Annotated in this window: 16 protein-coding genes and 2 pseudogenes; 16 read left to right on the forward strand and 2 right to left on the reverse strand. The window is 71.5% G+C overall.

Features of this window, described 5'->3' with window-relative positions; all coding sequences use genetic code 11:
- Positions 1 to 64: 64 nt before the first annotated feature.
- From IH45_RS01000000144145 to IH45_RS0127060, 10 genes and pseudogenes are all read left to right on the forward strand, one after another.
- A pseudogene (locus IH45_RS01000000144145) lies at positions 65 to 4,525 on the forward strand (beta-ketoacyl synthase N-terminal-like domain-containing protein); the annotation flags it as partial.
- A gap of 113 nt (positions 4,526 to 4,638) precedes the next feature.
- Positions 4,639 to 6,018, forward strand: coding sequence for an acyltransferase domain-containing protein (locus IH45_RS1000000150180; RefSeq protein WP_234440689.1), 1,380 nt, complete (start codon positions 4,639 to 4,641; stop codon positions 6,016 to 6,018).
- A complete protein-coding gene (locus tag IH45_RS0127025) occupies positions 6,011 to 7,132 on the forward strand; it encodes a DNA alkylation repair protein (RefSeq protein ID WP_030673766.1) in 1,122 nt (373 codons plus the stop codon). The genes IH45_RS1000000150180 and IH45_RS0127025 overlap by 8 nt, the downstream gene beginning before the upstream one ends.
- On the forward strand, positions 7,129 to 10,953 hold the full coding sequence (locus IH45_RS1000000146935; RefSeq protein ID WP_030673769.1) for an aminotransferase class I/II-fold pyridoxal phosphate-dependent enzyme: 3,825 nt from the start codon (positions 7,129 to 7,131) through the stop codon (positions 10,951 to 10,953). Before IH45_RS0127025 ends, IH45_RS1000000146935 begins: the two co-directional genes overlap by 4 nt.
- Before the next feature lie 75 nt (positions 10,954 to 11,028).
- A complete protein-coding gene (locus tag IH45_RS0127035; RefSeq protein ID WP_234440690.1) occupies positions 11,029 to 11,346 on the forward strand; it encodes a hypothetical protein in 318 nt (105 codons plus the stop codon).
- A complete protein-coding gene (locus IH45_RS0127040; protein WP_234440691.1) occupies positions 11,343 to 12,491 on the forward strand; it encodes an arginase family protein in 1,149 nt (382 codons plus the stop codon). The genes IH45_RS0127035 and IH45_RS0127040 overlap by 4 nt, the downstream gene beginning before the upstream one ends.
- Positions 12,484 to 13,314, forward strand: a complete 831-nt coding sequence (locus IH45_RS0127045; RefSeq protein ID WP_030673775.1) for a thioesterase II family protein — start codon at positions 12,484 to 12,486, stop codon at positions 13,312 to 13,314. Before IH45_RS0127040 ends, IH45_RS0127045 begins: the two co-directional genes overlap by 8 nt.
- On the forward strand, positions 13,311 to 14,870 hold the full coding sequence (locus IH45_RS0127050) for an MFS transporter (RefSeq protein ID WP_030673778.1): 1,560 nt from the start codon (positions 13,311 to 13,313) through the stop codon (positions 14,868 to 14,870). The genes IH45_RS0127045 and IH45_RS0127050 overlap by 4 nt, the downstream gene beginning before the upstream one ends.
- A gap of 186 nt (positions 14,871 to 15,056) precedes the next feature.
- Positions 15,057 to 15,431: a VOC family protein gene (locus tag IH45_RS0127055; protein ID WP_030673781.1), complete on the forward strand. Its 375-nt coding sequence runs from the start codon at positions 15,057 to 15,059 to the stop codon at positions 15,429 to 15,431.
- Positions 15,432 to 15,478: 47 nt separating this feature from the next.
- Positions 15,479 to 16,084, forward strand: coding sequence for a hypothetical protein (locus tag IH45_RS0127060; protein WP_030673784.1), 606 nt, complete (start codon positions 15,479 to 15,481; stop codon positions 16,082 to 16,084).
- 121 nt (positions 16,085 to 16,205) lie between these two features.
- Here the strand turns inward: IH45_RS0127060 and IH45_RS0127065 are convergent, their stop codons facing one another.
- Positions 16,206 to 16,796 (reverse strand): TetR/AcrR family transcriptional regulator, encoded by a 591-nt coding sequence (locus tag IH45_RS0127065; RefSeq protein WP_030673787.1) that lies wholly within the window; start codon positions 16,794 to 16,796, stop codon positions 16,206 to 16,208.
- A gap of 749 nt (positions 16,797 to 17,545) precedes the next feature.
- On the opposite strand from IH45_RS0127065, the gene IH45_RS01000000144155 reads away from it, so the two are divergent.
- Positions 17,546 to 17,941, forward strand: a complete 396-nt coding sequence (locus IH45_RS01000000144155; RefSeq protein WP_234440692.1) for a contact-dependent growth inhibition system immunity protein — start codon at positions 17,546 to 17,548, stop codon at positions 17,939 to 17,941.
- Positions 17,942 to 17,984: 43 nt separating this feature from the next.
- Here the strand turns inward: IH45_RS01000000144155 and IH45_RS0127075 are convergent.
- A pseudogene (locus tag IH45_RS0127075) lies at positions 17,985 to 18,502 on the reverse strand (transposase).
- Positions 18,503 to 19,236: 734 nt separating this feature from the next.
- On the opposite strand from IH45_RS0127075, the gene IH45_RS0127080 reads away from it, so the two are divergent.
- The 5 genes from IH45_RS0127080 to IH45_RS0127100 all read left to right on the forward strand — a co-directional run bounded on the left by IH45_RS0127080 (position 19,237) and on the right by IH45_RS0127100 (position 23,385).
- Positions 19,237 to 19,767: a DinB family protein gene (locus tag IH45_RS0127080; RefSeq protein WP_030673796.1), complete on the forward strand. Its 531-nt coding sequence runs from the start codon at positions 19,237 to 19,239 to the stop codon at positions 19,765 to 19,767.
- Positions 19,768 to 20,369: 602 nt separating this feature from the next.
- The gene (locus IH45_RS0127085; RefSeq protein WP_030673799.1) at positions 20,370 to 21,194 is read left to right on the forward strand and encodes a HipA family kinase; all 825 of its coding nucleotides are present in this window, start codon (positions 20,370 to 20,372) and stop codon (positions 21,192 to 21,194) included.
- Complete coding sequence (locus tag IH45_RS0127090) at positions 21,191 to 21,586, forward strand: DUF3037 domain-containing protein (RefSeq protein WP_030673802.1); 396 nt, start codon at positions 21,191 to 21,193, stop codon at positions 21,584 to 21,586. The genes IH45_RS0127085 and IH45_RS0127090 overlap by 4 nt, the downstream gene beginning before the upstream one ends.
- Before the next feature lie 249 nt (positions 21,587 to 21,835).
- Complete coding sequence (gene fabG, locus IH45_RS0127095) at positions 21,836 to 22,597, forward strand: 3-oxoacyl-ACP reductase FabG (RefSeq protein WP_030673805.1); 762 nt, start codon at positions 21,836 to 21,838, stop codon at positions 22,595 to 22,597.
- A gap of 17 nt (positions 22,598 to 22,614) precedes the next feature.
- Positions 22,615 to 23,385 carry an SDR family oxidoreductase gene (locus tag IH45_RS0127100; protein WP_030673808.1) on the forward strand — a complete coding sequence of 257 codons (771 nt, stop codon included), beginning with the start codon at positions 22,615 to 22,617 and terminating at the stop codon, positions 23,383 to 23,385.
- The last annotated feature ends 199 nt before the right edge of the window (positions 23,386 to 23,584 follow it).

Below are 23,584 nucleotides of genomic sequence, written 5' to 3' on the forward strand. Positions count from 1 at the left end.
GACGACAGAGCCGAACGAGAGGACTGCTGTGAGCGAGCGCGACGGCCGTATCGCCGTGATCGGCATGGCGGTGCGGCTCCCGGGAGCCGAGGACGTCACGGACTTCGGGACCCTGCTGCGGCACGACGGGGTCGAGGTCGGTGAGGTCCCGCCGAGCCGCTGGGCCCGCAAGCTGTACGTCGGGAGCGGCGCCCACCAGGGCACACACCACCGCGGCGGCTTCCTGCTGGACCCGTTCTCCTTCGATCCCGAGGCGTTCGGCCTGACCGGCGAGGACGCCGTCCTCCTCGACCCGCAGCAGCGTGTGATGCTCGAAGTCGGCGCGCGGGCCCTGGAGGACTCCGGCTACCTGGGGACACGCCGTCGGCTCGACGCGGGCGTGTTCATCGGCGCCCGCATGAACGCCTACGGATTCGACCACGGCCGGGGCCCGGGGGCGGACGACGCGGGCGGCCCGGCCGACGGGCCCGGAGCCGCCGCCCTCTGGGGGCGGTCGCAGAACTTCATGGCGGCCTGGCTCTCCGACCGGTTCGATCTGGCGGGGCCGAGCCTCGTCGTCGACACCGCGTGCTCGTCCTCCCTGTCCGCCGTCTGGCTGGCCTGCCAGAGCCTGACGGCGGGGGCCTGCGAACTGGCCGTCGTCGGCGCGGTCGACCTGCTGATCGACCCGCTGACCTTCGTCCTGCTCTCCCGTACCGGAGCCCTGTCCCCCAGCGGTCTGTGCCGGACCTTCGACCGCAGGGCCGACGGCTATGTGCCCGGCGAGGGCGCCGTCGCCCTCGTCCTTAAGCCGCTGCCGGCGGCACTGGCCGACGGCGACCTGGTCCTCGGCGCCATCGCCGCGACCGCGGTCAACAACGACGGCCGCACCATGGGCGTCACGTCGCCGAACCTCGAAGCGCAGGTGGAACTGCTGGACAAGGTCTACGAGCGGATCGACCCGGCGACCGTCCGGTACGTCGAAGCCCATGGCACCGGCACCGCGATCGGCGACCCGATCGAAGCCCGGGCGCTCACCGAGGTGTTCGGCCGGCGCGGGGCGCCCCGCAACTCCGTGGCACTCGGCTCCCTCAAGCGCCGCATCGGCCATCTGCACTCGGCGGCCGGTCTCGCCGGGCTGGCCAAGGTGCTCGTCCTGCTGCGCGACGGCATCGTCCCGGCGCTGGCCGTGGAAGAACCCAACCCCCGCCTCAACCTGGCCGACAGCCCGTTCCACCTCCCCGCCACGCTTGGCCACTGGCCCGATGCGCCCGTGCGGCGGGCCGCGGTGAGCGGGTTCGGCTTCGGCGGCACGAACGCGCACGTCGTGGCCGAAGCCGTGCCCTCGGCCCCGACCCGGCCCGACCGCACCGACGGGCCGACCCACATGGCGCATGTCCTTCCCCTGTCGGCCGACACCCCGTACGCGCTGCGGGAACTGGTCGCTCAGTGGATCGGGTTCCTGCCCACCGTGGGCGACGACCTCGGCGACGTGTGCGCCACCGCGCGGCTGGCCCGTCCGCACCGCGCCGAGCGGGTGGCCGTCTGCGGGGCCGACGCGACGGAACTGGCGTCCGTCCTGCGCGCGTGGCTGCTCCGGTACGGCGCTCCCGACTCCGCCGCGCCCGTGGGACCCGCCGTACGGGTCCGTCCCGAGGCCGCAGCAGCGCCCCCCGCCTGGCTGCTCGCCCTCGACCGCTCGGTGCGCCCCGTGCACGAGGTCATCGGCCTCTTCGAGACGGCGACCGGTCTGCGCCTGGCCGACTTCTCCGGAGAACTGCTGCGCATCAGCGAGGGAGTCGCTCTCACGGTGGCGCTGCGCGATACGGGGCTGCCGGAGAGCGCGGTGGACCTGCCCCCGGGGTGGCAGGCGGTCCGCGACTTCGCCTGGGGCCGCTCACCGGTCGAGGAGGCGCTGGCCGAGGTCCTCCGTCACGACGGCGATCCGGCCACCGGGTCCGGGGACGAGGCCGCCGCCGACGGCGAGCTGTGCGCCCGCCTGGCCGGGGCCCACGACGGCCGGGAGGTGGCCGCGGTGCTCGCCGCGATCACCGCCGGCATCTTCGCGGCGGGCCAGGACATCGACTGGACCGCCCACCAGAGGGGCACGGCATGGCGCAAGCGCCTGCTGCCGTCGGCACAGCCGCGCGGGCGGGCGCTGAACCTTCCCGAACCGCTGCGCTCGCCCGAGCCCGGCACCCCCACGGAGCTCGTACGGGACGAGGGAGCCGCCGGATACGTCTTCGCGCGGGTCTTCGGACCGGGCGAGGCGCCTCTCGCACAGCACGCCGTGTACCGCAGGATCATGCTGCCGGGTGTGGCGTGGCTGGAGTTCCTGCGGGAGGGCGCCGCGCTGCGCGGCGAGCCCTTCCACGGGGTACGGGACCTGCTGTTCCACCGCCCGTTGATCCCCTCCGGCGCGTGCCGCGTGGTGTGCCGTGTGGACGCGCTGGGGCGGTTCACGGTGGAGGACGGACAGCACGGGGACCCCTTCGTCACCGGCCGGCTCCAGCGCGAGCCTGCCGCCGAGCCGGCCCCCGTACCGGTCGCCGCGCTGCTCGGCGCCTGTGCCGAGGTGCACGCCGGATCGGGTCTCTACCGGTGGCTGCGGCGGATCGGCTACCACCACGGCCGCTACTACCGCAACATCTCCTGGGTGGCGGGCCTCCCGGACGGCGGCACGCTCGCCCGTGTCGAGGGGCGGCGCCAGCGGGAACTGAACGCGCCCGGCGTCGAACTGTTCCCCGGGCTGCTGGACAGTGTCACCATCGCGGCGATCGCACCGGACAACCCGGTGTTCGGCGCCGCCGACGCGTCCGCGTTCATTCCGCTCTCGGCGGGCCGAGTGGACCTCCACGGCCCGCTCGACGACGCGGCCTACGTCCGTACGGAGACCGCCTTCTGGAACGAGGAGGCCTGCCGCGTCACCCAGACGGTGACCGACGCCACGGGCCGCCCCCTGCTGGTCTTCGGCGACATGTCGTCCAAGCGGGTGCCCCTGGAGGCGTTCGGTGAGGTGGGGGAGCCCCCGGCCACGGCGGCCGCGGCACCCGGCGATACGTCCGCGAGGGTGTCCGCGACCGCGGCGGGAGCGGTGGACGGTACGGAAGCGGCGCCGTCCGCCCCGGAGTCCTCCGCCCGCCTCGCCTCCGGGACACGCGACGAGCGGCCGTCGGCGTCCGGACGGGTGCTCACCTGGTTCCTGGAGCTGACGGGCACCCCCGAGGACGACGCCGACACGGAGTTCCTGTCCGCCGGGTTCGACTCGGTGGGCCTCGTCTCGCTGAGCGAGCGGATCTCCCAGGAGTTCGGGCTGTCCCTCTACCCGACGGTCTTCTTCGAGTACCCGACCCCCCGCCGCTTCGCCGACTTCGTCCTGAGCGAGGCCCCGGACCTGGCCGCCGGACTGGCCCCGGCGCGCCCGACGGGCAACGCCCCGGCACCTCCCGCAGAGATACGCGTGGTCGAGCCCGTACCCGCCGAGTCGGCAACGCCCGCGCCCCCGTCCGACCCCGTACGCTCGCGCGACATCGCCGTAGTAGGCGCGGCGGTCCGCCTGCCCACCGCACACACCCTCGCCGAGTTCGCGGACCTCCTCCGTGAAGGGCGGCACACCGTACGCGCGCTGCCCGACGGCCGCTGGAGCCGGCCACCGTCCGGGCCCGCACCGTACGCCTCGTTCCTGGAAGCCGTGGACGAGTTCGACCCGGGCCCGTTCCGGATCTCGCCCCGGGAAGCGCCGCTGATCGACCCCCAGGCGAGGATCGTGTACGAGACGGTCTGGCAGGCCCTGGAGGACGGCGGACGCGCCGGTGAGCGGGCCGAGGGCGGCCGGACCGGGCTGTGGATCGCGTACAGCCACGACCACTACCACGAGGAACGGGCACGCCTCGGTGTGCCCGACGGCCGGGGCCTGGGCCTGGAGGCGATGATCGCGAACCGGCTGTCCTACCTGATGGACTGGCACGGGCCGAGCGCACTGGTCAACACCCTCTGCTCGTCCTCCCTGGTGGCCGTGCACACGGCCGTGCAGCACCTGCGCGCCGGGGACATCGACACCGCGGTGATCGGCGCGGTGCACGCCGCTCTCAGCCCGGAGTACTTCCGCTCGATGGGCGATCTGATGGCCCTCTCACCGCGGCACCGCTGTCATGCCTTCGACGCCACCGCCGACGGGTTCGTCCCCGGGGAGGGCGCGGTCGCCGTCGTCCTGCGGCGCCACGACGACGCCCGACGGGACGGTGACCGGGTCCGCGGCCTCATCAAGGGCGCGGCCGTGAACCACGGCGGCCGCACGACCCGCTACTCCGCACCGAGTCCCCGCGGGCAGAAGGACGTCATCACCGAGGGATTGCGGGACGCGGGGGTCCCGCCGGAGACGATCGGGCTGCTGGAGGCGCACGGTACGGGGACGAGGCTGGGCGACCCGATCGAGGTCGACGGGCTGGTGCGGGCCTGGCGCGGGCACACCCGCCGTGCGCAGTTCTGTGCGATCGGGTCATTGAAGTCGAATGTGGGTCATCTGGAGCCGGCCGCGGGTCTGGCGGGTCTGGTGAAGTGTCTGCTGGCGATGGAGTACGGGGTGGTTCCGCCGACGCTGCATGTCACGCGTCCCAATGACCACATCCGTTTCGAGGACTTCCGCAGGACAGCCACATCGTGCGGATCAGCGCGGCGGACGAGGCCGCACTGCGTGACCTGGCCGGCGGCTACGCCGACCACCTGGCAGGCACCGCCGAGGACCGGCTCGGTGACTTCGCCCGCACCGCCAACACCGCGCGGGCCGCCCACCGGTACCGCATCGCCGTGCACGGCGCCACGGCCGGCGAACTGGCCGCCCGGCTGAGGGAGGTCGCCTCCGGAGCCACACCGCCGACCCGGCACACCCGGACGGCGACGACCACCGCCTTCCTCTTCACCGGACAGGGCTCGCAGTACGCGGGCATGGCCCAGGGCCTGGCGGCGACCGAGCCGCACTTCCGCGACGCGCTCCACGAGTGCGCCGGCCTCCTCGCCCCGCACACCGACGTACCGCTGCCCGACCTCCTGTGGGGCGACGCCCGGCACTTGCTGGAGCAGACCCGGTACGCGCAGATCGGCATCGTCAGCGTCCAGGTCGCCCTGGTCGCTGCCCTCCGGGCGGCCGGGGTCCGGCCCGACGCGGTCGCCGGGCACAGCCTGGGCGAGCTGACCGCGGCCTGGGCCGCCGGCGTGCTCACCCTGCCCGACCTGCTGCGGCTGACCGCGCTCCGCGGCGAGCTGATGCAGGCCCGGCCCGCCACCGGCACCATGGCCGTCGTCCACACCGGCATCCGTGCGCTCACGGCCGAACTGGAGAAATTCCCGGGCATCGAGATCGCGGCCCACAACGCGCCGCGCGTCCACACCGTCAGCGGCCCGGAAGAAGCGCTGGCCCGGTTCGCGGAGCAGAGCAGCTTCCGCGTACGGCCCCTGAAGGTCAGCCACGCCTTCCACTCCGCGGTGATGGAGCCGGCCCTCGCGCCCTTCACGGACGCGGTGGCCGCCACCCCGCTCGCGCCACCCGCGATCCCTTTCGCCAGCACCCTCACCGGCGCCTGGCACAGCGATGCCACCGCCACCGATCCCGGGCACTGGGCCCAGGCGATCCGCCGGGCCGTCCGTTTCAGCCAGGCCGTCACCACGCTGGCGGAGACGGGGCCGCACACCGTCTGGGAGATCGGGCCGCACCCGCAGCTCCTCCCGCTCGCCCGCGCCACGCTGGCCGAGACACGGCCCGGTACCGACCCCGTGTGGATCACTACGCTCCAGCGGGGCCGGGCGGACCAGCCGCAGTTCCACGCCGCGCTGGCGGCCCACCACAACCACACCGGCGCGGACCTGCACTGGACCGCCCTGCACCACGGCAAACGCCAGAGCGTGACCACCGTGCCCGGCTACCCCTTCAGGCGCCGCCGGTTCTGGATCACACTCGACGTGCCCGGCACCTCGGCCACCGGCCCCACGACCACCGACAGTACCCACCCGCACGAGACGAAGAGGCCCGAGCACCATGGCTAGCGAATACGGACTGAAGCGACACTTCAACGGCGACGCCGCGCGCCTCATCGGGGGCAGGACACGCGCCGTCCACCCCGGGTTCGACGTCGAGGGCTACGCGGCCGAGGTCGAACAGCGCATCCCCGGCAAGGAGCTGAAGGACCGCGTCCTCGTCCTGACCGAAGGCCTGCGCACCCGGCTTCCCGAGGACTACCCGGCCGCCGTGGCCGTGCTCGTGCAGATCCTCGGGGACGAACTGGCCGAAGGCGACGGCATGTTCAACACCAGCTGGTTCCTCATGCCGGTGGCCAGGTTCGTGGAGGAGTACGGCCGGGACCACCCCGAGGTGTCGCTGGACGCCATCGAGGCGATCACCCGGTGCCACACGGGCGAGTACGCCATCCGGCCCTTCGTCGAGGACCACTATGCGATGACCATGAAGCGCGTCGCGGAATGGGCCCGCAGCCCGAGCCACAACGTGCGGCGCCTGGCCAGCGAGGGAATCCGCCCGCGCCTGCCCTGGGCCCGCACCCTCGACGTCTTCGTCAAGGACCCGCGGCCCGTTCTGGAGGTCCTGGAGACGCTGCGCAGCGACCCGGCGGAGTACGTGCGCAAGTCCGTGGCCAACAACCTCAACGACATCTCCAAGGACTCCCCGGAGATCGCGCTCGCCACCGCGTTGCGCTGGCTGGAGGAAAGCCCCACGCCGGAGACGAACTGGATCGTGAAGCACGCCCTGCGCACCCTGGTGAAGAAGGGCGACCAGCAGGCTCTGGCCATCCTCGGGGCGACGGGCGGGCAGTTCGTCCAGGTGTCCGGCCTGCGCGTCACCCCCGCCGCGGTGACCGTCGGGGACACCCTCGTCATCGACTTCGCCGTGGAGAACGCCGACACCCGGGCCCACAGTGTCACCGTCGACTACGTGGTCCACCACGTACGCAAGAACGGCCGCAGCATTCCGAAGGTCTTCAAGCTGACGACCCTCGAACTCGCCGCCGGGGAGCGGCGGTCCCTCCAGAAGACCCACGCCCTCAAGGAGGTGCAGACCCGCCGGTACTACGCGGGTGAGCACGCCGTCGACATTCAGGTGAACGGCCTGGTCAAGGCCACCGAGCAGTTCGCGCTGCGCATATGAGCGGGGCCGCCGCGCACCTCGCCGCCACCGATCCGCTGGTCCGTGACCACCGGATCGGCGACACCCCCGTCCTCCCGGCCGCCGCCCAGCTCGACATCATGCTCACCGCCTGCGACGCCCGGCGCCCCGACCGTGTGTGGACGCTGGAGAACGTCACCTTCAGCGCACCGCTCCGGGTGACCGGCCCCGGCGTCGACCTCACGGTGGTCACCTCCGACGACGGGCGGTGCTCGCTCCGTTCGCCCGGTACCGACGGGGAAGGCGCGCCGGTCGAGCACAGTACGGCGGATGTGCGCGGGACGCCCCTGCCGCCGCCCCGCTACGTCGATCCGGCCGGACTGCGGGCCGGCTGCGCGGAACCCGTCGTGCTGGCGGACGTGGCGGCATGGCGGCAGACCAGTGGCATCACGTACGGGCCCGCCTACCGGGCGATCCGGTCCGCGCACCGCGGGCCGGACCGCATGCTGACGGTGCTGCGCGCGGACACCGGCCCGCACGGGGCCGGGTACGTGCCGCCGCCCCTGCTCGACAGCGTCTTCCAGGCCCTGGGCATGCTCGACGGCGGGGTGGCCGGGGCATGTCTGCCCTGGTACGTGGGCCGGATCGTGGTGCGCCGGCGGGTCTCCGGCACGGTGTTCGCCCTCGTGGAGCGGGACACGACCGTCCAGTCCCGGGGCGGTGCGGTGCGGGGGCGGGCCACCGTCTGCAACCAGCAGGGCGAAGTCCTGATCGAACTGGACCGCATCACCCTCAAGTCGTCTGCGGCACGGGCCCGGACCGCGGAGGCGCAGAGCCGTTCCGCAGCGGGTTCGGTGGAGACCGTCGTCTGGCGGAAGACCGAACCGGCGGCCGCCCCACCGGCGCGTGACGGGGCCCTGCTGCTGGTCTCGCCGCAGCGGGTGCCGGCGCCTGCCGGCCGGTCCGTGGTCCACCTGACGCCGGAGGAGCTGACCGGGGAACGCCTCGGCAAGGTGCTCGCCGGGACGGTCGTGGGGGCTGTGGTCTACGCCGCCCCGCACGGCCTGGCCGGCGCGGAGCGGGTGGGCGAAGCCCTGCAGGGAGTCTTCGCCCTGGTGAGGCGGCTCGCGGCACATCCGCCGATGCCGGATCTCCTGATGGTCACCAGTGGGGCCCAGCAGGTGGCGGGGGAGGAGACCGTCGATCCCTTCATGACCTCCCTGTGGGGGCTCGGCCGCACTGTGGCCGTGGAGCACCCCCGCGCCACCGTGCGTCTGGTGGACCTGGAGCCCGGGGCCGGCCTCACGGCGACCGCACTGGAGCAGGTGCTCGGACACGCCGGACCGGAACTCGCCCGCCGGGCGGGCAGCTGGTACCGGCCGGAACTGGAACCGGACGGGCACCCAACGCGATCGCCGAGCGGTGCACAGGGCCCCCGCCTGCGCGGCGGACGCTTCCTCATCACCGGCGGCATGGGCGGCATCGGCCTGCGCGTCGCGGAATTCCTGGCGGCCGAGGGCTGCGCCCATCTGACACTCGTGGGCCGCAACGTCCCGGGCACCGGGGAGACGCGGGCGCGGCTCGACCGGCTCGGCAGCCGCTGCCGCCTGGACACCGTGGCCGCGGACGTCCGCCAGCTGCCGAACGTGCTCGACGGCGCGGAGCGCTACGACGGCGTGTTCCACGCCGCCGGGGTGCTGCGCGACGGTCTGGCCCGCACCCTGACGCCGGACTGGGTCGAGGACGTCCTCGGCCCCAAGATCGGCGGAGTGCACGCGATCGCCGACCTGATCGCGGGCAGCGGGTCACCGGACTTCGTCGCCCTCTTCTCGTCTGTGTCCGCGGTGCGCGCCAACCTCGGCCAGAGCGCCTACGCCACGGCCAACTCCTACCTGGACGGCTACGCCGCCCGCAGACGCGCCGCCGGAGAGCCCTGGTTCAGCCTCGGCTGGGGACTGTGGAACGTCGGCATGGGCGCGGAAATCGCCCCGAAGGCCGCCACGCACGGCGTCCCGGTCCTCACCGCGGACCGCGGTGTCGCCCTGCTGCGTACCGTCCTCGGCCGTCCTCCCGCGCACTACGTCCTGACCGCCGCCCATGCGAAGGAAGAATCCATGACCGCTGTGACACCGGAACGCGGGCTGTGGCCGTCGCTGACCACGGCCTTGAAGAAAGTCCTGCACGTGGACGACGTGGCACCGGAGGACGACCTGCTGGAGCTGGGCCTGGACTCGATGATGGCGGTGGAGCTGGCCGCTTCCCTGTCCGCCGACGGTTTCGAAACCGACCCGATGTCCTTCTTCGACCACAGTACGGTCGGAGAACTGGCCCGCCACCTCCAACCGTTGGCCGGTACGGCCCCGGCCCCGGCGACGGCGCCGGTCGAGGCGCCCGCCGCTCCCGCCCCGGTGCCGGACCCGGCACCCCCGGTACCCCCGGCACGTGAGCCGGAACGGTCGGCCCCCGCCGCCGCTGTGCACCGGACCCCGACCCCCACCGCCGCTGTGCACCGCACCCCGGCCGACTCCTTCGTCCCCGACTGGGACCGGTACCGCGACCCGTCACCCGCAGGCCCCAAGGCGACGGGAACGGCCCCGGCCCCCGAGGCGCCACGCCCCCGGACCCACACCCTTCGGCGTACCCTGCCCGGCCGTCTCACCAGCAGGCCCGACGGCACGTTCCTCGACCGGCGTATCGACGCCCTTTCGGCGGAGGACCGCGCCGTCGTCGCCCAGGACGCGTACTTCTACGAGCCCGTCATCGAGGAGACACGGGGCGCCTACATCAAGTTCGACGGCCGCTGGTTCCTCAACTTCGCCTCGTACAGCTACCTCGGGCTCATCGGGCACGACTACATCGAGCAGCAGACGCTGCGGGCCGTGGAACGGCACGGCACCGGCGCCCACGGCGTACGGCTCCTCGCGGGCACCCTCCAGCTGCACCGCGAACTGGAACTCGCGCTCGCCCGCTTCCTCGGCACCGAGGACGCCGTCGTCTTCTCCAGCGGCTACATGGCGAACGTGGCGACCGTGGGCGCGCTGGTCGGCCCCGGCGACGTCATCATCGGCGACGTCTACAACCACGCCAGCATCCTCGACGGCTACCGGCTGTCGGGCGCCGAGGTCGTCACCTACGCGCACAACGACCTCGCCGACCTGGAACGCGCCCTGAAGAAGGCGGGGGACGCCGGCCGGCTGGTGGTCACCGACGCCGTCTTCAGCATGGACGGCGACGTGGCCGACCTGCCGGGCATCGTCGGACTGTGCGAGCGCTACGGCGCCCCGCTCATGGTGGACGAGGCGCACAGCCTCGGCGTGCTCGGCCGCACCGGACGCGGCATCACCGAACACTTCGGCATCGACCCGGCGCGCGTCGACGTGAAGATGGGCACGCTGTCCAAAACTGTGCCCAGCGCGGGTGGTTACGTCGCCGGGCCGAGCGACCTCGTCTTCGCGCTGAAGAACAACGCGCGCGGCTGGATGTTCTCCGCGGCTGTCACACCGGCCCAGGTGGCGGCGGCCAGAGCGGCGATCGAGGTGATCGACGCCGCTCCGCAGCTGCCCGGCGAACTGCAGGCCAGGACCTCGCGTTACCGGGAGCGGCTGCGGGCACTGGGCTTCGACACGCTCACGGGCCGGACGCCGGTCGTGCCGGTCATCTGCCGCAGCGCCGAGCAGGCGAACGCCATGGCCCGCGCGTGCCAGCTCGACGGGCTGTTCGTCCAGCCGATCGTCTACCCGGCGGTGCCGCGGACGCTGCCGCGGCTGCGGACCATCGTCAGCCTCAGCCACTCGGACGCCGATCTGGACACGGCCGTCGCGACGCTGGAGAAGGCCGGCCGGGCCTGCGGCCTCATCACCTGACCGGTGGGGCCGGACACGGCGCGCCGGCCGGACGGCACGTCGCACGACCACACGGACAACCAAGGGGGAACGCACATGATGGACATGACGGACACCGACCGGACGGCATTCTTCTCGGCCGTACTGAAGGCCATCGCCTCGACCCGTAACCACGGCACCGACGAGGACGAGCACGTCAAGGGCGTGGTGGAACCGGCCGCGCGGATCCGCGCCGTCGAGGAGGAGGCCAAGGACCGGCAGCTCACCCCCGGTGAGACCGGTGAGGTGCTGGACCTGCTGGAGACCACGTTCCGCACCAAACGCACCCCGGACGAGGAGCGGGAGTACTACCTCCAGTACATCGAGAAGGTCTCCGGCGTCAGCCGGGCCTCGCTGGGCGTGTCCACCTGGTGAACACCTCCGAGATCGCGTGGTACAGCCACGAGATGTGCTTCTGGCACGACCCCGGGCCCGGCTCGGGGTACGTGCCGGTGGGACCGGGCGTCGAACCGCTCCGCCAGTTCGCGGTCGACCCCGACCTGCGCCGGGCCGAGGGGCTGGTCAAGGCGTCGGGCGTACTGGACCGGTACACCTGCGTCACTCCGGCCCCGGCCTCCGACGAGGACCTTCTGCTGGTGCACGTGCCGGAACACATCGAGCGCGTCGAAGCGATGTCGGCGCTCGGCGGGGGCGACGCCGGCGCGTACGCGCAGGTCAACCACCACAGCGCACAGGCCGCGAGACTCGCCGCGGGCGCCTCCGCGCAAGCTGTCCGGCAGGTCCTGGACGGGCGGTTCCGACGGGCGTACTGCCTGGTCCGTCCGCCCGGCCACCACGCGGAACCCGACCGGGCGATGGCCCTGTGCCTCTACAACAACGTCGCGATCGCCGCGCGGGCCGCGCAGCGTCAGGGGGCGCGCCGGGTACTGATCCTGGACTGGGACGTGCACCACGGCAACGGCATCCAGCGCGTGTTCTACGACGACCCCGACGTGCTGTACGTGTCGATCCACCAGGACGGCCTGTTCCCGCCGGCCTCCGGCCTCGTCATGGAGACGGGCACGGGCGCCGGCACGGGCAGCACGCTCAACGTCCCGCTGCCCCCGGGGACGGGACATGACGCCTACCTCGCCGTCATCGGCCGCGTCGTGGCGCCCGCGGTCCGCGCGTTCGGCCCCGAACTGATCCTGGTCGCGGCGGGCGTGGATGCGGGCGGGCACGACCCGATGGGCCGGATGCTGTGCACCAGCCGGACGTTCCACGCCATGACGTCGATGGTGTGCGGGCTCGCCGACGAACTGTCCGGGGGCCGGATCGTCTTCGTCCACGAAGGCGGTTACTCGGCGTGGTACCAGCCGACGCTCGTCCTCGGCACGGCCAGTGCGATCGCCGGGCTGCCCGCCCCGCAGGACCCCTTCCTGCATGCGCTGGACCATCTGCCGGGCCAGCGCCTGCAGCCCCACCAGAGCCGGGTGATCGAGCATCTGGAGGCCCGTCACCCGCTGCTGCACCGCCGCCCGGCGGACGCCGGCACCGTACGGGGAGCGGCCCATGAGTAGCTGGTGGACGACCATCGGCGCCGGCGCCCGCCCGGCGCCCCGGTTCCGGGTGGTGGCCCTTCCGCACGCGGGCGGCTGGCCCTCCGCGTTCCGCTCCTGGTGGCAGGTGCTGCCCGAAGACGTCGAACTCGTCGTGGCCCAGCTGCCGGGCCGGGGCGCCCGTATCAACGAAGAGCCGCTGACCCGCGTCGAACCTCTTGTCGACGCGCTCAGCCGACATCTCACGGACCTGCCCGAGCTGCCGTACGCGGTCATCGGGCACAGCTTCGGCGGCCTGCTGGCGTACGAACTCACCCGGAACATGGAGCGGAAGGGGCTCGCGCCCGAGCTGCTGGCCGTCTCGGCGCGCCAGCCCCCCTGCTTCGCCGGCGAACCGCCCGCCACCCACCTCAGGAGCGACGCGGACCTGCTGGCGCACCTGCTGGACATCGGCGGCATCACACCGCAGCTGCTGGGCCGGGCCGACCTCGTGCGGCCGTCGCTGCGCGCCATCCGTGCGGACCTTGAGGCGATGGAGCGGTACGAGCGCCCGCTGTCGGGGACCGGCGTGCCCGTCCTGGCGCTCGGAGCTGTCGACGACCCCGTCGTCATCGCCGAACGGCTGCACCTGTGGTCCCTGGAGACGACCGGCGGCTTTCGCCGGCTGATGTTCACCGGCGGCCATTTCTACCTCTATGAAGCCCCGCACGCCGCGGCCGTCGCCCGCCACCTGGTGGCCGGCCGCCCCGGTGCACCGGGCGAGGGCCGTGTCCCCCGCCCGCCCCGCCGCCCGGCACCCGTTCCGGCCGGCGATCCGAAGCACTCCTTGGAGGAGACAAGTTGAGCACCGTCACCGATACCTCCCACCGGGCCGGGCCACGGGAGTGGCTGGGCCTGGCCGTGCTGGCGCTTCCCACGCTGCTGCTGTCGATCGACGTGAGCGTGCTGCACCTGGCGGTCCCGCACATCAGTGAGGGCCTGAACCCCTCGGCCGCCCAGATGCTGTGGATCATCGACATCTACGGTTTCCTGATCGCCGGCTTCCTGGTGACCATGGGCACGCTGGGTGACCGCGTCGGCCGCCGGAAACTGCTGCTGATCGGCGCCGCGGCCTTCGGCGTGGCATCGGTCGCCGCCGCCTACGCCAACGGCCCGGCCGCGCTGATCGCGGCCCGCGCGGCGCTGGGCATCGCCGGTGCCACCCTGATGCCGTCCACCCTGGCACTGATCAGCAACATGTTCCGGGACGCCCGGCAGCGCGGGGTGGCCATCGCCATCTGGATCACGATGTTCTCCGTGGGCATCGCGCTCGGCCCGGTGGTCGGCGGCGCCATGCTGGAGTTCTTCTGGTGGGGTTCGGTGTTCCTGCTCGGCGTGCCCATCATGGCGCTGCTGCTGGTGGCCGGTCCGGTGCTGCTCCCGGAGTACCGCGACGTGCGGGCGGGCCGGATCGACCTGGCCAGCGTGGCCCTGTCCCTGGGGACGATACTGCCGGTGATCTACGGCCTGAAGGAGATCGCCAACGACGGGGTGTCCGTGCCGCCGCTGCTGATCCTCGTCGCGGGCCTGGTCGTGGGGGCGGTGTTCGTCCGCCGGCAGCGCACCGTGCGGAGCCCGCTGCTGGACTTCCGTCTGTTCGGCAATCCCGCCTTCCGCACGTCCCTGGTGACGCTGCTGCTGTGCATGCTGGTCGCGGGCGGCACCTACCTGTTCGTGACGCAGTATCTGCAACTCGTGGGCGGGCTCTCGCCGATGAAGGCCGGTCTGTACCTGCTGCCCGCCGCCTTCGCCCTCATCGTGACGTCCGTCGTGTCCCCGATCGCCGCGGGCAGGATCCGGCCCGCGTACGTCGTCGCCGTCGGCCTGGGCGTCTCGGCGCTGGGCCACGTCATGCTGGCCCTCGCGGACAGCACGTCCGGGATCGCGCAGGTCGTCACCGGTTTCGCCTTCGTGTACGCGGGCGGCGGCCCGCTCATCGCGCTGGGCACCGACATCGTGGTCGGGTCGGCGCCGCCCGAGCAGGCCGGGTCCGCCGCGGCCATGTCGGAGACCAGCACCGAACTGGGCATGGCTCTCGGCGTGGCGGTTCTCGGCAGCGTCGCCACCGCCGTGTACCGCGGCGGTGTGGACGTTCCCGCCGGTGTCCCGGACGGTGCCGGTGACACCCTCGCCGGCGCGCTGAAGGCGGCGAAGGACCTGTCCTCGGACGTGGCCGCGGCATTCGTCGACTCGGGCCGGGCCGCGTTCACCGACGGCATGAACGTCATCGGCGTCATCGGCGCACTGCTGGCGCTCGGGACGGCCGTACTGGTGGCGGTCGTCATCAAGAGCCCGCCCACGGGCGCGGCCGAGGAGTCCGCCGGGAGCCCCGTCGAGCCCGCGGAGCAGCCGGCCTCATGAGCCGGGAGCGCGGGTGGCGTTCGGCGCAACAGGGAACGCCACCCGCCGTCACGTGTGCCGAGTGCCGAGTGCCGAAGGACCATCGCCACCGCACCTCACGGGCGGTGGCGACCCGTGTTGACATACCGATGGTACGTCATTAGGTTCACTCGCATACCTTCGGTACGTGACTGGAGATGGCACTCCATGCTGACCAGCCTGCGCCCGGTGATCTGCACCTCATGCCTTGAGGAGTCCCGCGAGTTCTACACCCAGCTGTTCGGTTTCGAGGTCACTCACGAAACGGCGTGGCATGTCGGCCTCGGCCGGCCCGGTCCGCCACCTTGCGAACTCGCCCTTCTGGACCACACGCACCCGGCTCTGCCGGAGCCACGGCGACGGCCGCTGCGTACGGTCCGCCTCACCCTCGAAGTCGAGGGCGGAGAGCGGGAGCTGGCACGTATAGCCGCCTGTGGCGGACCGGCGGGGAGGCGCGGGCCCGGCACCGGAACGGCGGCGGGGGCCGACCTGTTCGTCACGGACCCGAACGGTGTGCTCATCCATGTCGTCGCACTGAAATGACCGATCGGCGCTCGCCGAGGATCGGTGTTCGAAGGGGGAGGGCGATCATGCCCGGAAGAGTCGATCCCGAGGTGGCGGTCGCGGTCATGCGTGCCGCGGGTCTCGAACCGCTGGCGCCGTATCCCGGGGCCAACGTGGCCTGGAGCAGCCGCTGCACGAAGAACGCGCACCTTGTCGCGCCCACCTTCGCCTCGGTGCGCGTCGGCGCGAGCGCGGGATGCCGTTACTGCGGACGCATCGCCGCGGGGGAGCGGCGGCGGGCCGCCGGGCGGGCCCGGGCCGAGGCGGACATGCGTGCCGCGGGTTTCGAGCCGCTGGAGCCGTACCCCGGGGCCCGGGCCCGGTGGCCCTGCCGCCATGTGGTCTGCGGCCGTACCGTCCATCCGCGGCTGTTCGGCATCCGTGCCGGCAAGGGCGGCTGCCGTGCTTGTGCGGGACGGGCGCCGGTGGACCAGGAGACCGCCGAGGCGGAGATGCGCGCGGTCGGCATGGAGCCGCTGGAGCCCTTCCCGGGCCGGGTCCGCGACAGGTGGATGTGCCGCTGCGCGATGTGCGGTCACGTCGGCAGCCCCACCCTCAACAACATCCGCCGCGGTCAGGGCGGGTGCTACGCCTGCGCCCAGCGCGCCGCGGGCCTACGCCGTGCGAGCTGACGGGCCCGCCCGTACACCGACCCGCACGGAAGCGGGCGCCCCGCACCCGGGGCGCCCGTCGTGCGGAGGTGTGCCCGCTACCCGGCGGAGTGCCCGCCACCCGGCAGGGCGCCCGTCGGTGTCACTTGACCCGCAGGGCCTCCAGCATCGTCACCAGCGCCGCCTGCGTGTCGTCCAGATCGCCGGGGCCCGTCGAGGTGGCCAGCCACAGTGCCGCCTCGTTCATCGCGCCCGACAGCAGATGGGTGAGCGGCTCGACGGGTTGCGCGGCGATCCGCCCCGCACCGACGAGGTCCCCGAGCACCTGTGCCAGGTGCCGCCCGGAGGTCGTCTCGTTCATGGCCCGCCACTCGCTCCAGCCGAGGACGGCGGGTCCGTCGACGAGCATGATCCGCTGGATCGCGGGATCGGTGGACACGCTGAGGAACGCCTGGCATCCGGAGACCAGCTGCTCCCAGGAGTCCTCCCGGGCATCCGCCGTCTCGGCGATCCGCTCGGCCACCTCCTGCTGCACCTGCTCCAGTACGGCCCGGAACAAGTCGGCCTTACCGGTGAAGTGGTGGTACAGCGCGCCTTTGGTGACCCCCGCCGCCCGGACGATCTCCGAAAGTCCCACACTCCCGTAGCCCAGCGTGGAGAACAGCCGCCTGCCCTCCCGCACCAGCGCCTGCCGGGTCTGCTCCCGCTGCTGAGCCCGAATTCCTTGAGTCATCCTCTCCCCGTTCTTCACGTACTGAAGGTACGTCAACTTGGCCCGTGGTGGCGATGCGTCCGCCGGAACGAGTGAGAACACCGAGAACCGATGCGTCCGCATCGGTATGCTTGCCTCAGTATTGGGGAGTCCCCTCGCCCGCACGTCGCTGACCTGCGCCTGCGACAAAGCCCAGGAAGCCACAAGCCGGGACACGCACGGGCTGTGCTGCTGCACCTGTGGCGACAGCGCCCCGACACCCACAAGCACCTCCTGGCCTGGCTCGGCCGAGCATCTGAAGCTGATCGCACGCGGGCTGGCCACCGCTGCGGAGGCGGACGCCGTCGGCCCCACCGTGCGGGCTCGGCTTCTTAAGCGGGCTCAGGCGCCCGCCGAGGCCGTGGCCAAGACGGTCGCGTTCGTCTGCCAGAGCCAGTTCGCTGACCACTACCTTCACCAGGCGCTCGTACGCTTGCGCCACATCCTGGGCGGCACCGAATGGGACACCGCTGTCACCACAGCCGAGATGGCCCTGCGTTCGATGTCCGGCCAGGACTATCAGCTCCCCCTGGTAGGGGACAGGGGCAGCAAATGGGCCGTCGCCCCCCCGCCATCTCGCCGGCCACCGACCCTTCCAAGCGCATGCCCCCTGCCGGGAGCGTGTACAGCATCTGCTTCTCGGATAGGTCGGGGAAGCTGACCAGGAGGCTCCTGATCGATTCGAGTGCCTTGGACCGCGTTTGAGATCTCTGGCCTGGGACGATCCTTCGGTGACTCGACATGTGAACCGTGACCGCTCCCTTGAGGAGCTTGAGCGCGATCGTTGGCCGGCCCCGTCGGGCAGTGTGACCCGTCTTGTGGCGACCGTGCACGCGCTTCGGCGTAAGCCGATCGGCGAGCTGACCGTCGAGGACCTGCGCCTGCTGGTCAGGCAGGACATGGGCCTTGCCTATGTCTTGCCGGTGGCACTGGAGGTACTCCGGGACGACCCGATGGCGGAGGGCGACATGTACGAGGGCGATCTGTTGGCCGCCGTACTCACCAGGAGTCCGGAGGTCTGGAGCGGATCACCCGAGCTCGGGCGTGAGCTTCGAATGATCGTCTCGGAGCTGAGCGACCTGACACCGTTTCTGAAACAAGACGTAGAACGGTTCCTGGCTCTGTAGGCCGCCGCCAGCGCCCGGCTGCCGGTGCCCGTGAGCGGGCCGCTTACGACGGTAGCCGCACGAGCGGGCCCGGGCGGGCTGCGGGACGGCCGCGGGTGAGACGGCGGACCATGACGCCGGTCATCGCCCAGCGGATCATGGACTCCGAGTGAGCCGGATTGGTCTCGTAGTCCCGCGCAAGGCGCCGGGGGGCGGTGCTCCACGGCAGCGTGCGCCCGATCGCCCACCGCTTAAGCAGCGGGTGCTTCGCACCATCACGGTCCTGCACATTCGCAGCGAGGACGTGGACTGCCAGGAGCAGGCCGAGCGCATCGGTCAGGAGGAACCGCTTGCGACCCTTGACCTTCTTGCCGGCATCGAAGCCCTTGGTGGCGATGGGGACGGTGTCGGCGGTGCGGACGGACTGCCCTCCTCCTGCCGCCCGCCCTTCGACCCCACCCTCGCAGGCGGCAGCAACGGCTCCACCAGCCCCCACTGCTCATCCGCCAAGTCCGACGGATACCCATCCCCAACAGCATTGACATAAGACTCAACGTTCGCCCAGGCCACTGGACACGGCAGATCTCAAACACGATCTAAGGACCACCTTTGTGGGCACCCACATATTATGGAGTACAGGTCAAGATCCCTTTCGTGCCGTAGGCAAAGAGGCTGAGACCGGAAATTTGAGACCGCTCTGAGAAGCTTTCCCTGCGGTTGTCTACATCTCGTGGTCGGGCCGACGGCGTTCTCGTGGTGTGGTCTGTTCTTCACGTGGTTGACTGCTGGCTTGCCCTCCCGGACCGAAATGCTGCAGGCAAAGACCTCGACAATCCCCGGTGGACGGGTTTCACTGACGGAGATTAATCGGTCGAGGCAGGGAATCACTACCGGTTCTCTCCTGTGCGCTCCCGCATTCCGCGGCGGGAAGGGTGCCAGGCAACAGTACGGGCTGAACTCCGCAGAAGCCGCCGTCAAGCTCCGGGAAGGCAGCGGCCGGACATGAGCAGGAGGTAAGACCGCTCGGATTCCGGTCGCCGGCCCCGGGGTGGACGCAAACTTGCTCTGCCGTGCGTGCATCGACGGCGGCCTGCTCGTGGACGGCGGGCGCCTTTTGCTCAGAGTGTGGACCACCTGCGCGTTGAGCTTTTCTGCGGGCACCGCGGTCTGGTGGCGTTGTGCAGCTTTGCCGGACAGGGCCATGCGCAGACCGTTCGGCTGCGACCAAGTAGGTTCAACTGCGCCTGTACCCGGCGCTCCGACGAAAGTTTTGGAGAGACAAGCACATGCACCACATGCAGTCTGACACTCCGGCTGTGCTCCACAGAATCGAGCCTTCGCCGGAGCCCCCGGTCACCCTCAGCGCCCCAGCCGAACTGCTCACCGGCTACCTCGACTTCTACCGAGAGGCCGTGCTGCGCAAGCTGGAGGCACTGTCCGACGCGGAGCTACGTCGCAGTCGGCTGCCTTCCGGCTGGGCCCCGCTCGGCCTGCTCAAGCACTTGGCTTACGTAGAGCTGCGCTGGCTGCAGTGGGGGTTTGCCGGTGAACACATCGAAGAGCCTTGGGGCGATGTGAAGGTCCGCCGCGCACCATGGCACATCGCGCCGGACGAGACCTTCGAGGACGTCAAGACGTTCTTCCAGGAGCAGTGCGCACGCTCCCGCGTCATCGTCGCCGGGGCACAGCTGGAGGACAGAGCAGCCACGCTCGGTGGCCGCGTCCCGGCCGAAGAAGATCGCCCGACGCTGATCTGGATTCTCTTTCACCTCCTCCAGGAGTACGCCCGGCACGTTGGGCACCTGGACATCGCACGTGAACTCGCCGATGGCACCGTCGGCGAGTAGCCGTCGAGGTGAGTTCATCCCGACGGTGATGGTCTCGCGCGCGGAGCACGGCGAGAAGTTCGTGGGTGCGTGGGTGCGTGGGCTTGCCTTGTACTCGCGGTGCATGGGTTGAACAACCTGCCGAACTGCCGTGGGTTCAACTCGGTGCCGGAGCCGTTCATGACGGCTCCGGCACTGTGATCACACCAACCCCAGCAGGGCCATTCCGCCCGGCACGGCAGCTACCGCACGGTCCCTGGAGAAGGTCTCACGTGGTGAGTTTTGCCTGCTTCTTGTGGCGGGCCAGGGCAGCCTGAGGCCGAGGAGGGCGAGGAAGTGCGATCCCTTTCGCTCGTATCGGATGGTGAGACGGCGGTGGCCGAACGCCCTCGGCCGTTACGCTCCGTAATCATGATGGGCTGCTTGGCGATCCAGTGAACCCTGTGGTTGAGATCTGAAACTCCCCAGATTCTCCCCGGTCATCTTCGGAGGACCCCTCGGGTGCGGGGGTGGCTGAGGCGGGTTCGATGCGCATGTATCGATATACTTGCATCACTACCGCCGGACTGAATCGCCCGCACGTCGCTGACCTGCGGCAAACCCCAGGAAGTAGCCTGATCCGCATGTTGTCCGAAGTCACCGCGACCCGCTATGTCACGCCCTTGCGTGAAGGCGGGTCGCTTCCGGGGATCGTCGAGGCCGATGATCTCGGTACGTATGTCATGAAGTTCACCGGGGCGGGACAGGGGCGCAAGACGCTGGTCGCCGAGGTCATCTGTGGGGAACTGGGGCGGCGGCTCGGGCTGCGGGTGCCGGAGTTGGTGCGGATGCAGCTCGATCCGGTGATCGGGCTGAGTGAGCCCGATCAGGAGGTGCAGGAGCTGCTGAAGGCCAGCGGGGGACTGAACCTGGGGATGGACTATCTGCCGGGGTCGCTCGGGTTTGATCCGCTCGCATTCGAGGTGTCGGCGCGGGAGGCGGGGCGGGTCGTGTGGTTCGACGCGCTCATCAACAACGTGGACCGCTCGTGGCGCAACCCGAACCTGCTGGTCTGGCACGGTGAGCTGTGGCTGATCGACCACGGGGCCACGATGATCTGGCAGCACAACTGGCCCACCGCCGAGAAGTCCGCGGCCAAACCGTACGACGCCTCCGACCACGTGCTGGCGAGCTTCGGGCCGGACGTCGAGGCCGCGGCGGCCGAGTTCGCGCCGCTGGTCACCGAGGAACTGCTGACCGAGGTCGCGGCCGCCGTGCCGGACGAGTGGCTGGTGGACGAGCCGGGCTTCGGCTCGCCGGACGAGCTGCGCGGCGCCTACGTACGGGCGCTGCTGGGCCGGGCCCCGGTGATCGGCGAGCGGATCACCGTCGGGGAACCCACGAAGGACGGGCCCTCCCGGGTACCGGGCTGGCTGGCGAGCGAGTTGCCGCGGAGGACAGTGAAGTGAGCGGCCTGCACAACGGACGTGACGTGTTCGAGTACGCCCTGCTCAAGGTCGTACCGCGGGTCGAACGCGGAGAGATGATCAATGCGGGGGTGGTCGTGTACTGCCGCGCCCGGCGCTTCGTGGAGGCGCGTACGTATCTGGACGAGGGGCGGCTGCGGGCGCTCGACGCGAACGCCGACGTGGAAGGTGTCAGGGCGGCCCTGCGTGCGGTCGAGGGGATCTGTGTGGGCGGCGAGCGTGCCGGGCAGGCTGCGGGCGACGATGCGGGGCGGCGCTTCAGGTGGCTGATCGCGCCGCGCAGCACCGTCGTGCAGCCCGGCCCGGTGCACACCGGGCTGACCACGGACCCGTCGACCGAGGCGGAGCGGTTGCTCGATCTGTTGGTGAGGTGAGGTGAGGGCGGTCGCTGGTTGCGTGGGGGAGGGCCTGCCGGGGGTTGCCGGTCCGTACGGAAGCCGGTTGCCGCCGGTCCGTACGGGCCCGGTGGCCCTTCTGAAGTGCGGTGGAGTGCCGAGGAGGCGTTGACAGAGGGTGGCGGGGCTTCTAGCGTCGGGCCTGCTGAAGCTACTAAGCGGTTGCTCACCTGTGGTTGCGGTGCGGCGGACCGCTCGTCGAGGTTTCGAGGGTGAGGAGAACCCCGCATGTCCACCACCGAGCAGCGCGTAGCCATCGTGACGGGCGCGGCCCGCGGCATCGGCGCGGCCACCGCGGTCCGCCTGGCCGCCGAGGGCCGCGCCGTCGCCGTACTCGACCTGGACGAGGCGGCCTGCAAGGACACCGTCGAGAAGATCACCGCGGCGGGCGGCAGGGCGCTGGCCGTGGGCTGTGACGTCTCGGACGCGGAGCAGGTGGAGGCGGCGGTCGCGCGGGTGGCGGCGGAGCTGGGCGCGCCGACCGTGCTCGTCAACAACGCGGGTGTGCTCCGGGACAACCTGCTGTTCAAGATGAGCGACAGCGACTGGGACACCGTTATGAACGTGCACCTGCGGGGCGCGTTCCTGATGTCGCGGGCCTGCCAGAAGCACATGGTCGACGCCAAGTTCGGCCGGATCGTCAACCTCTCCTCCAGCTCGGCGCTCGGCAACCGCGGACAGGTCAACTACTCGGCCGCCAAGGCCGGCCTGCAGGGCTTCACCAAGACCCTCGCCATCGAACTCGGCAAGTTCGGCGTCACCGCCAACGCCGTCGCGCCCGGGTTCATCGCCACGGACATGACCGCCGCCACCGCCGAGCGCGTCGGCATGGGCTTCGAGGACTTCCAGGCCGCGGCCGCCACCCAGATCCCGGTGCAGCGCGTCGGCGTGCCGGACGACATCGCCAACGCCATCGCCTTCTTCACGGGCGAGGCGGCCGGCTTCGTCTCCGGCCAGGTCCTGTACGTGGCCGGCGGCCCGCTCAACTGACGCCGAGGGGACGGAAGATGACTGCACAGGACAAGGCGCTGCCCCCGCTCTCCGGCAAGGCGGCGCTGGTCACCGGCGCCAGCCGGGGCATCGGGTACGGCATCGCCAAGGCGCTGGTGGCCCGCGGCGACAAGGTCTGCATCACCGGCCGCAACGAGGACGCCCTCAAGGAGGCCGTCGAGGCGCTGGGCGCCGACCGCGTCATCGGCGTCGCGGGCAAGGCGCACGACGAGGCCCACCAGGGTGTCGCCGTGGAGCGGGCCATGGAGGCGTTCGGCCGCGTCGACCACCTGGTCAACAACGCCGGTACGAACCCGGTCTTCGGCCCGATCGCGGACCTCGATCTGAACGTAGCCCGCAAGGTGTTCGAGACCAACGTCGTCTCCGCGCTGGGCTTCGCGCAGCGCACCTGGCACGCGTGGCAGAAGGACAACGGCGGCGCGATCGTCAACATCGCCTCCATCGCGGGCGTCTCCGCGTCGCCCTTCATCGGCGCGTACGGCATGAGCAAGGCCGCGATGATCAACCTGACGTTCCAGCTGGCGCACGAGTTCGCGCCGGTGGTACGGGTCAACTCGATCGCCCCGGCGGTCGTCAAGACCAAGTTCGCGGCCGCGCTGTACGAGAACCGCGAGGAGGAGGCCGCCGCGGGCTACCCGATGGGGCGCCTCGGTGTGCCGGAGGACATCGGCGGCGCGGCGGCGTTCCTGCTGTCCGACGCCGCCGGGTGGATCACCGGGCAGACGCTCCAGGTGGACGGCGGGCTGTTCCTGAACGCGGGCGTTTGAGGGCGCCGACGGGCGCGGGCGTCTGAGGGCGCCGGTGGGCGCGGGCGCCTGAGGGCAGGCGTACGGGTGTGCGCGCTCCGCGTACGGGAGCGTGCACAGCGGCTTGCGTTCGCGTGCACTCCAAGAGGCAGAGTCTGTGGTGCCGGTCCGGAAGGGGCCGGCACCACGTCTGTTCCGGGCCCGTGCACGAGGGCCCGTG

This window comes from Streptomyces rimosus subsp. rimosus (assembly GCF_000720725.1).
In the GTDB taxonomy this organism is placed as follows: Bacteria; Actinomycetota; Actinomycetes; order Streptomycetales; family Streptomycetaceae; genus Streptomyces; species Streptomyces rimosus_A.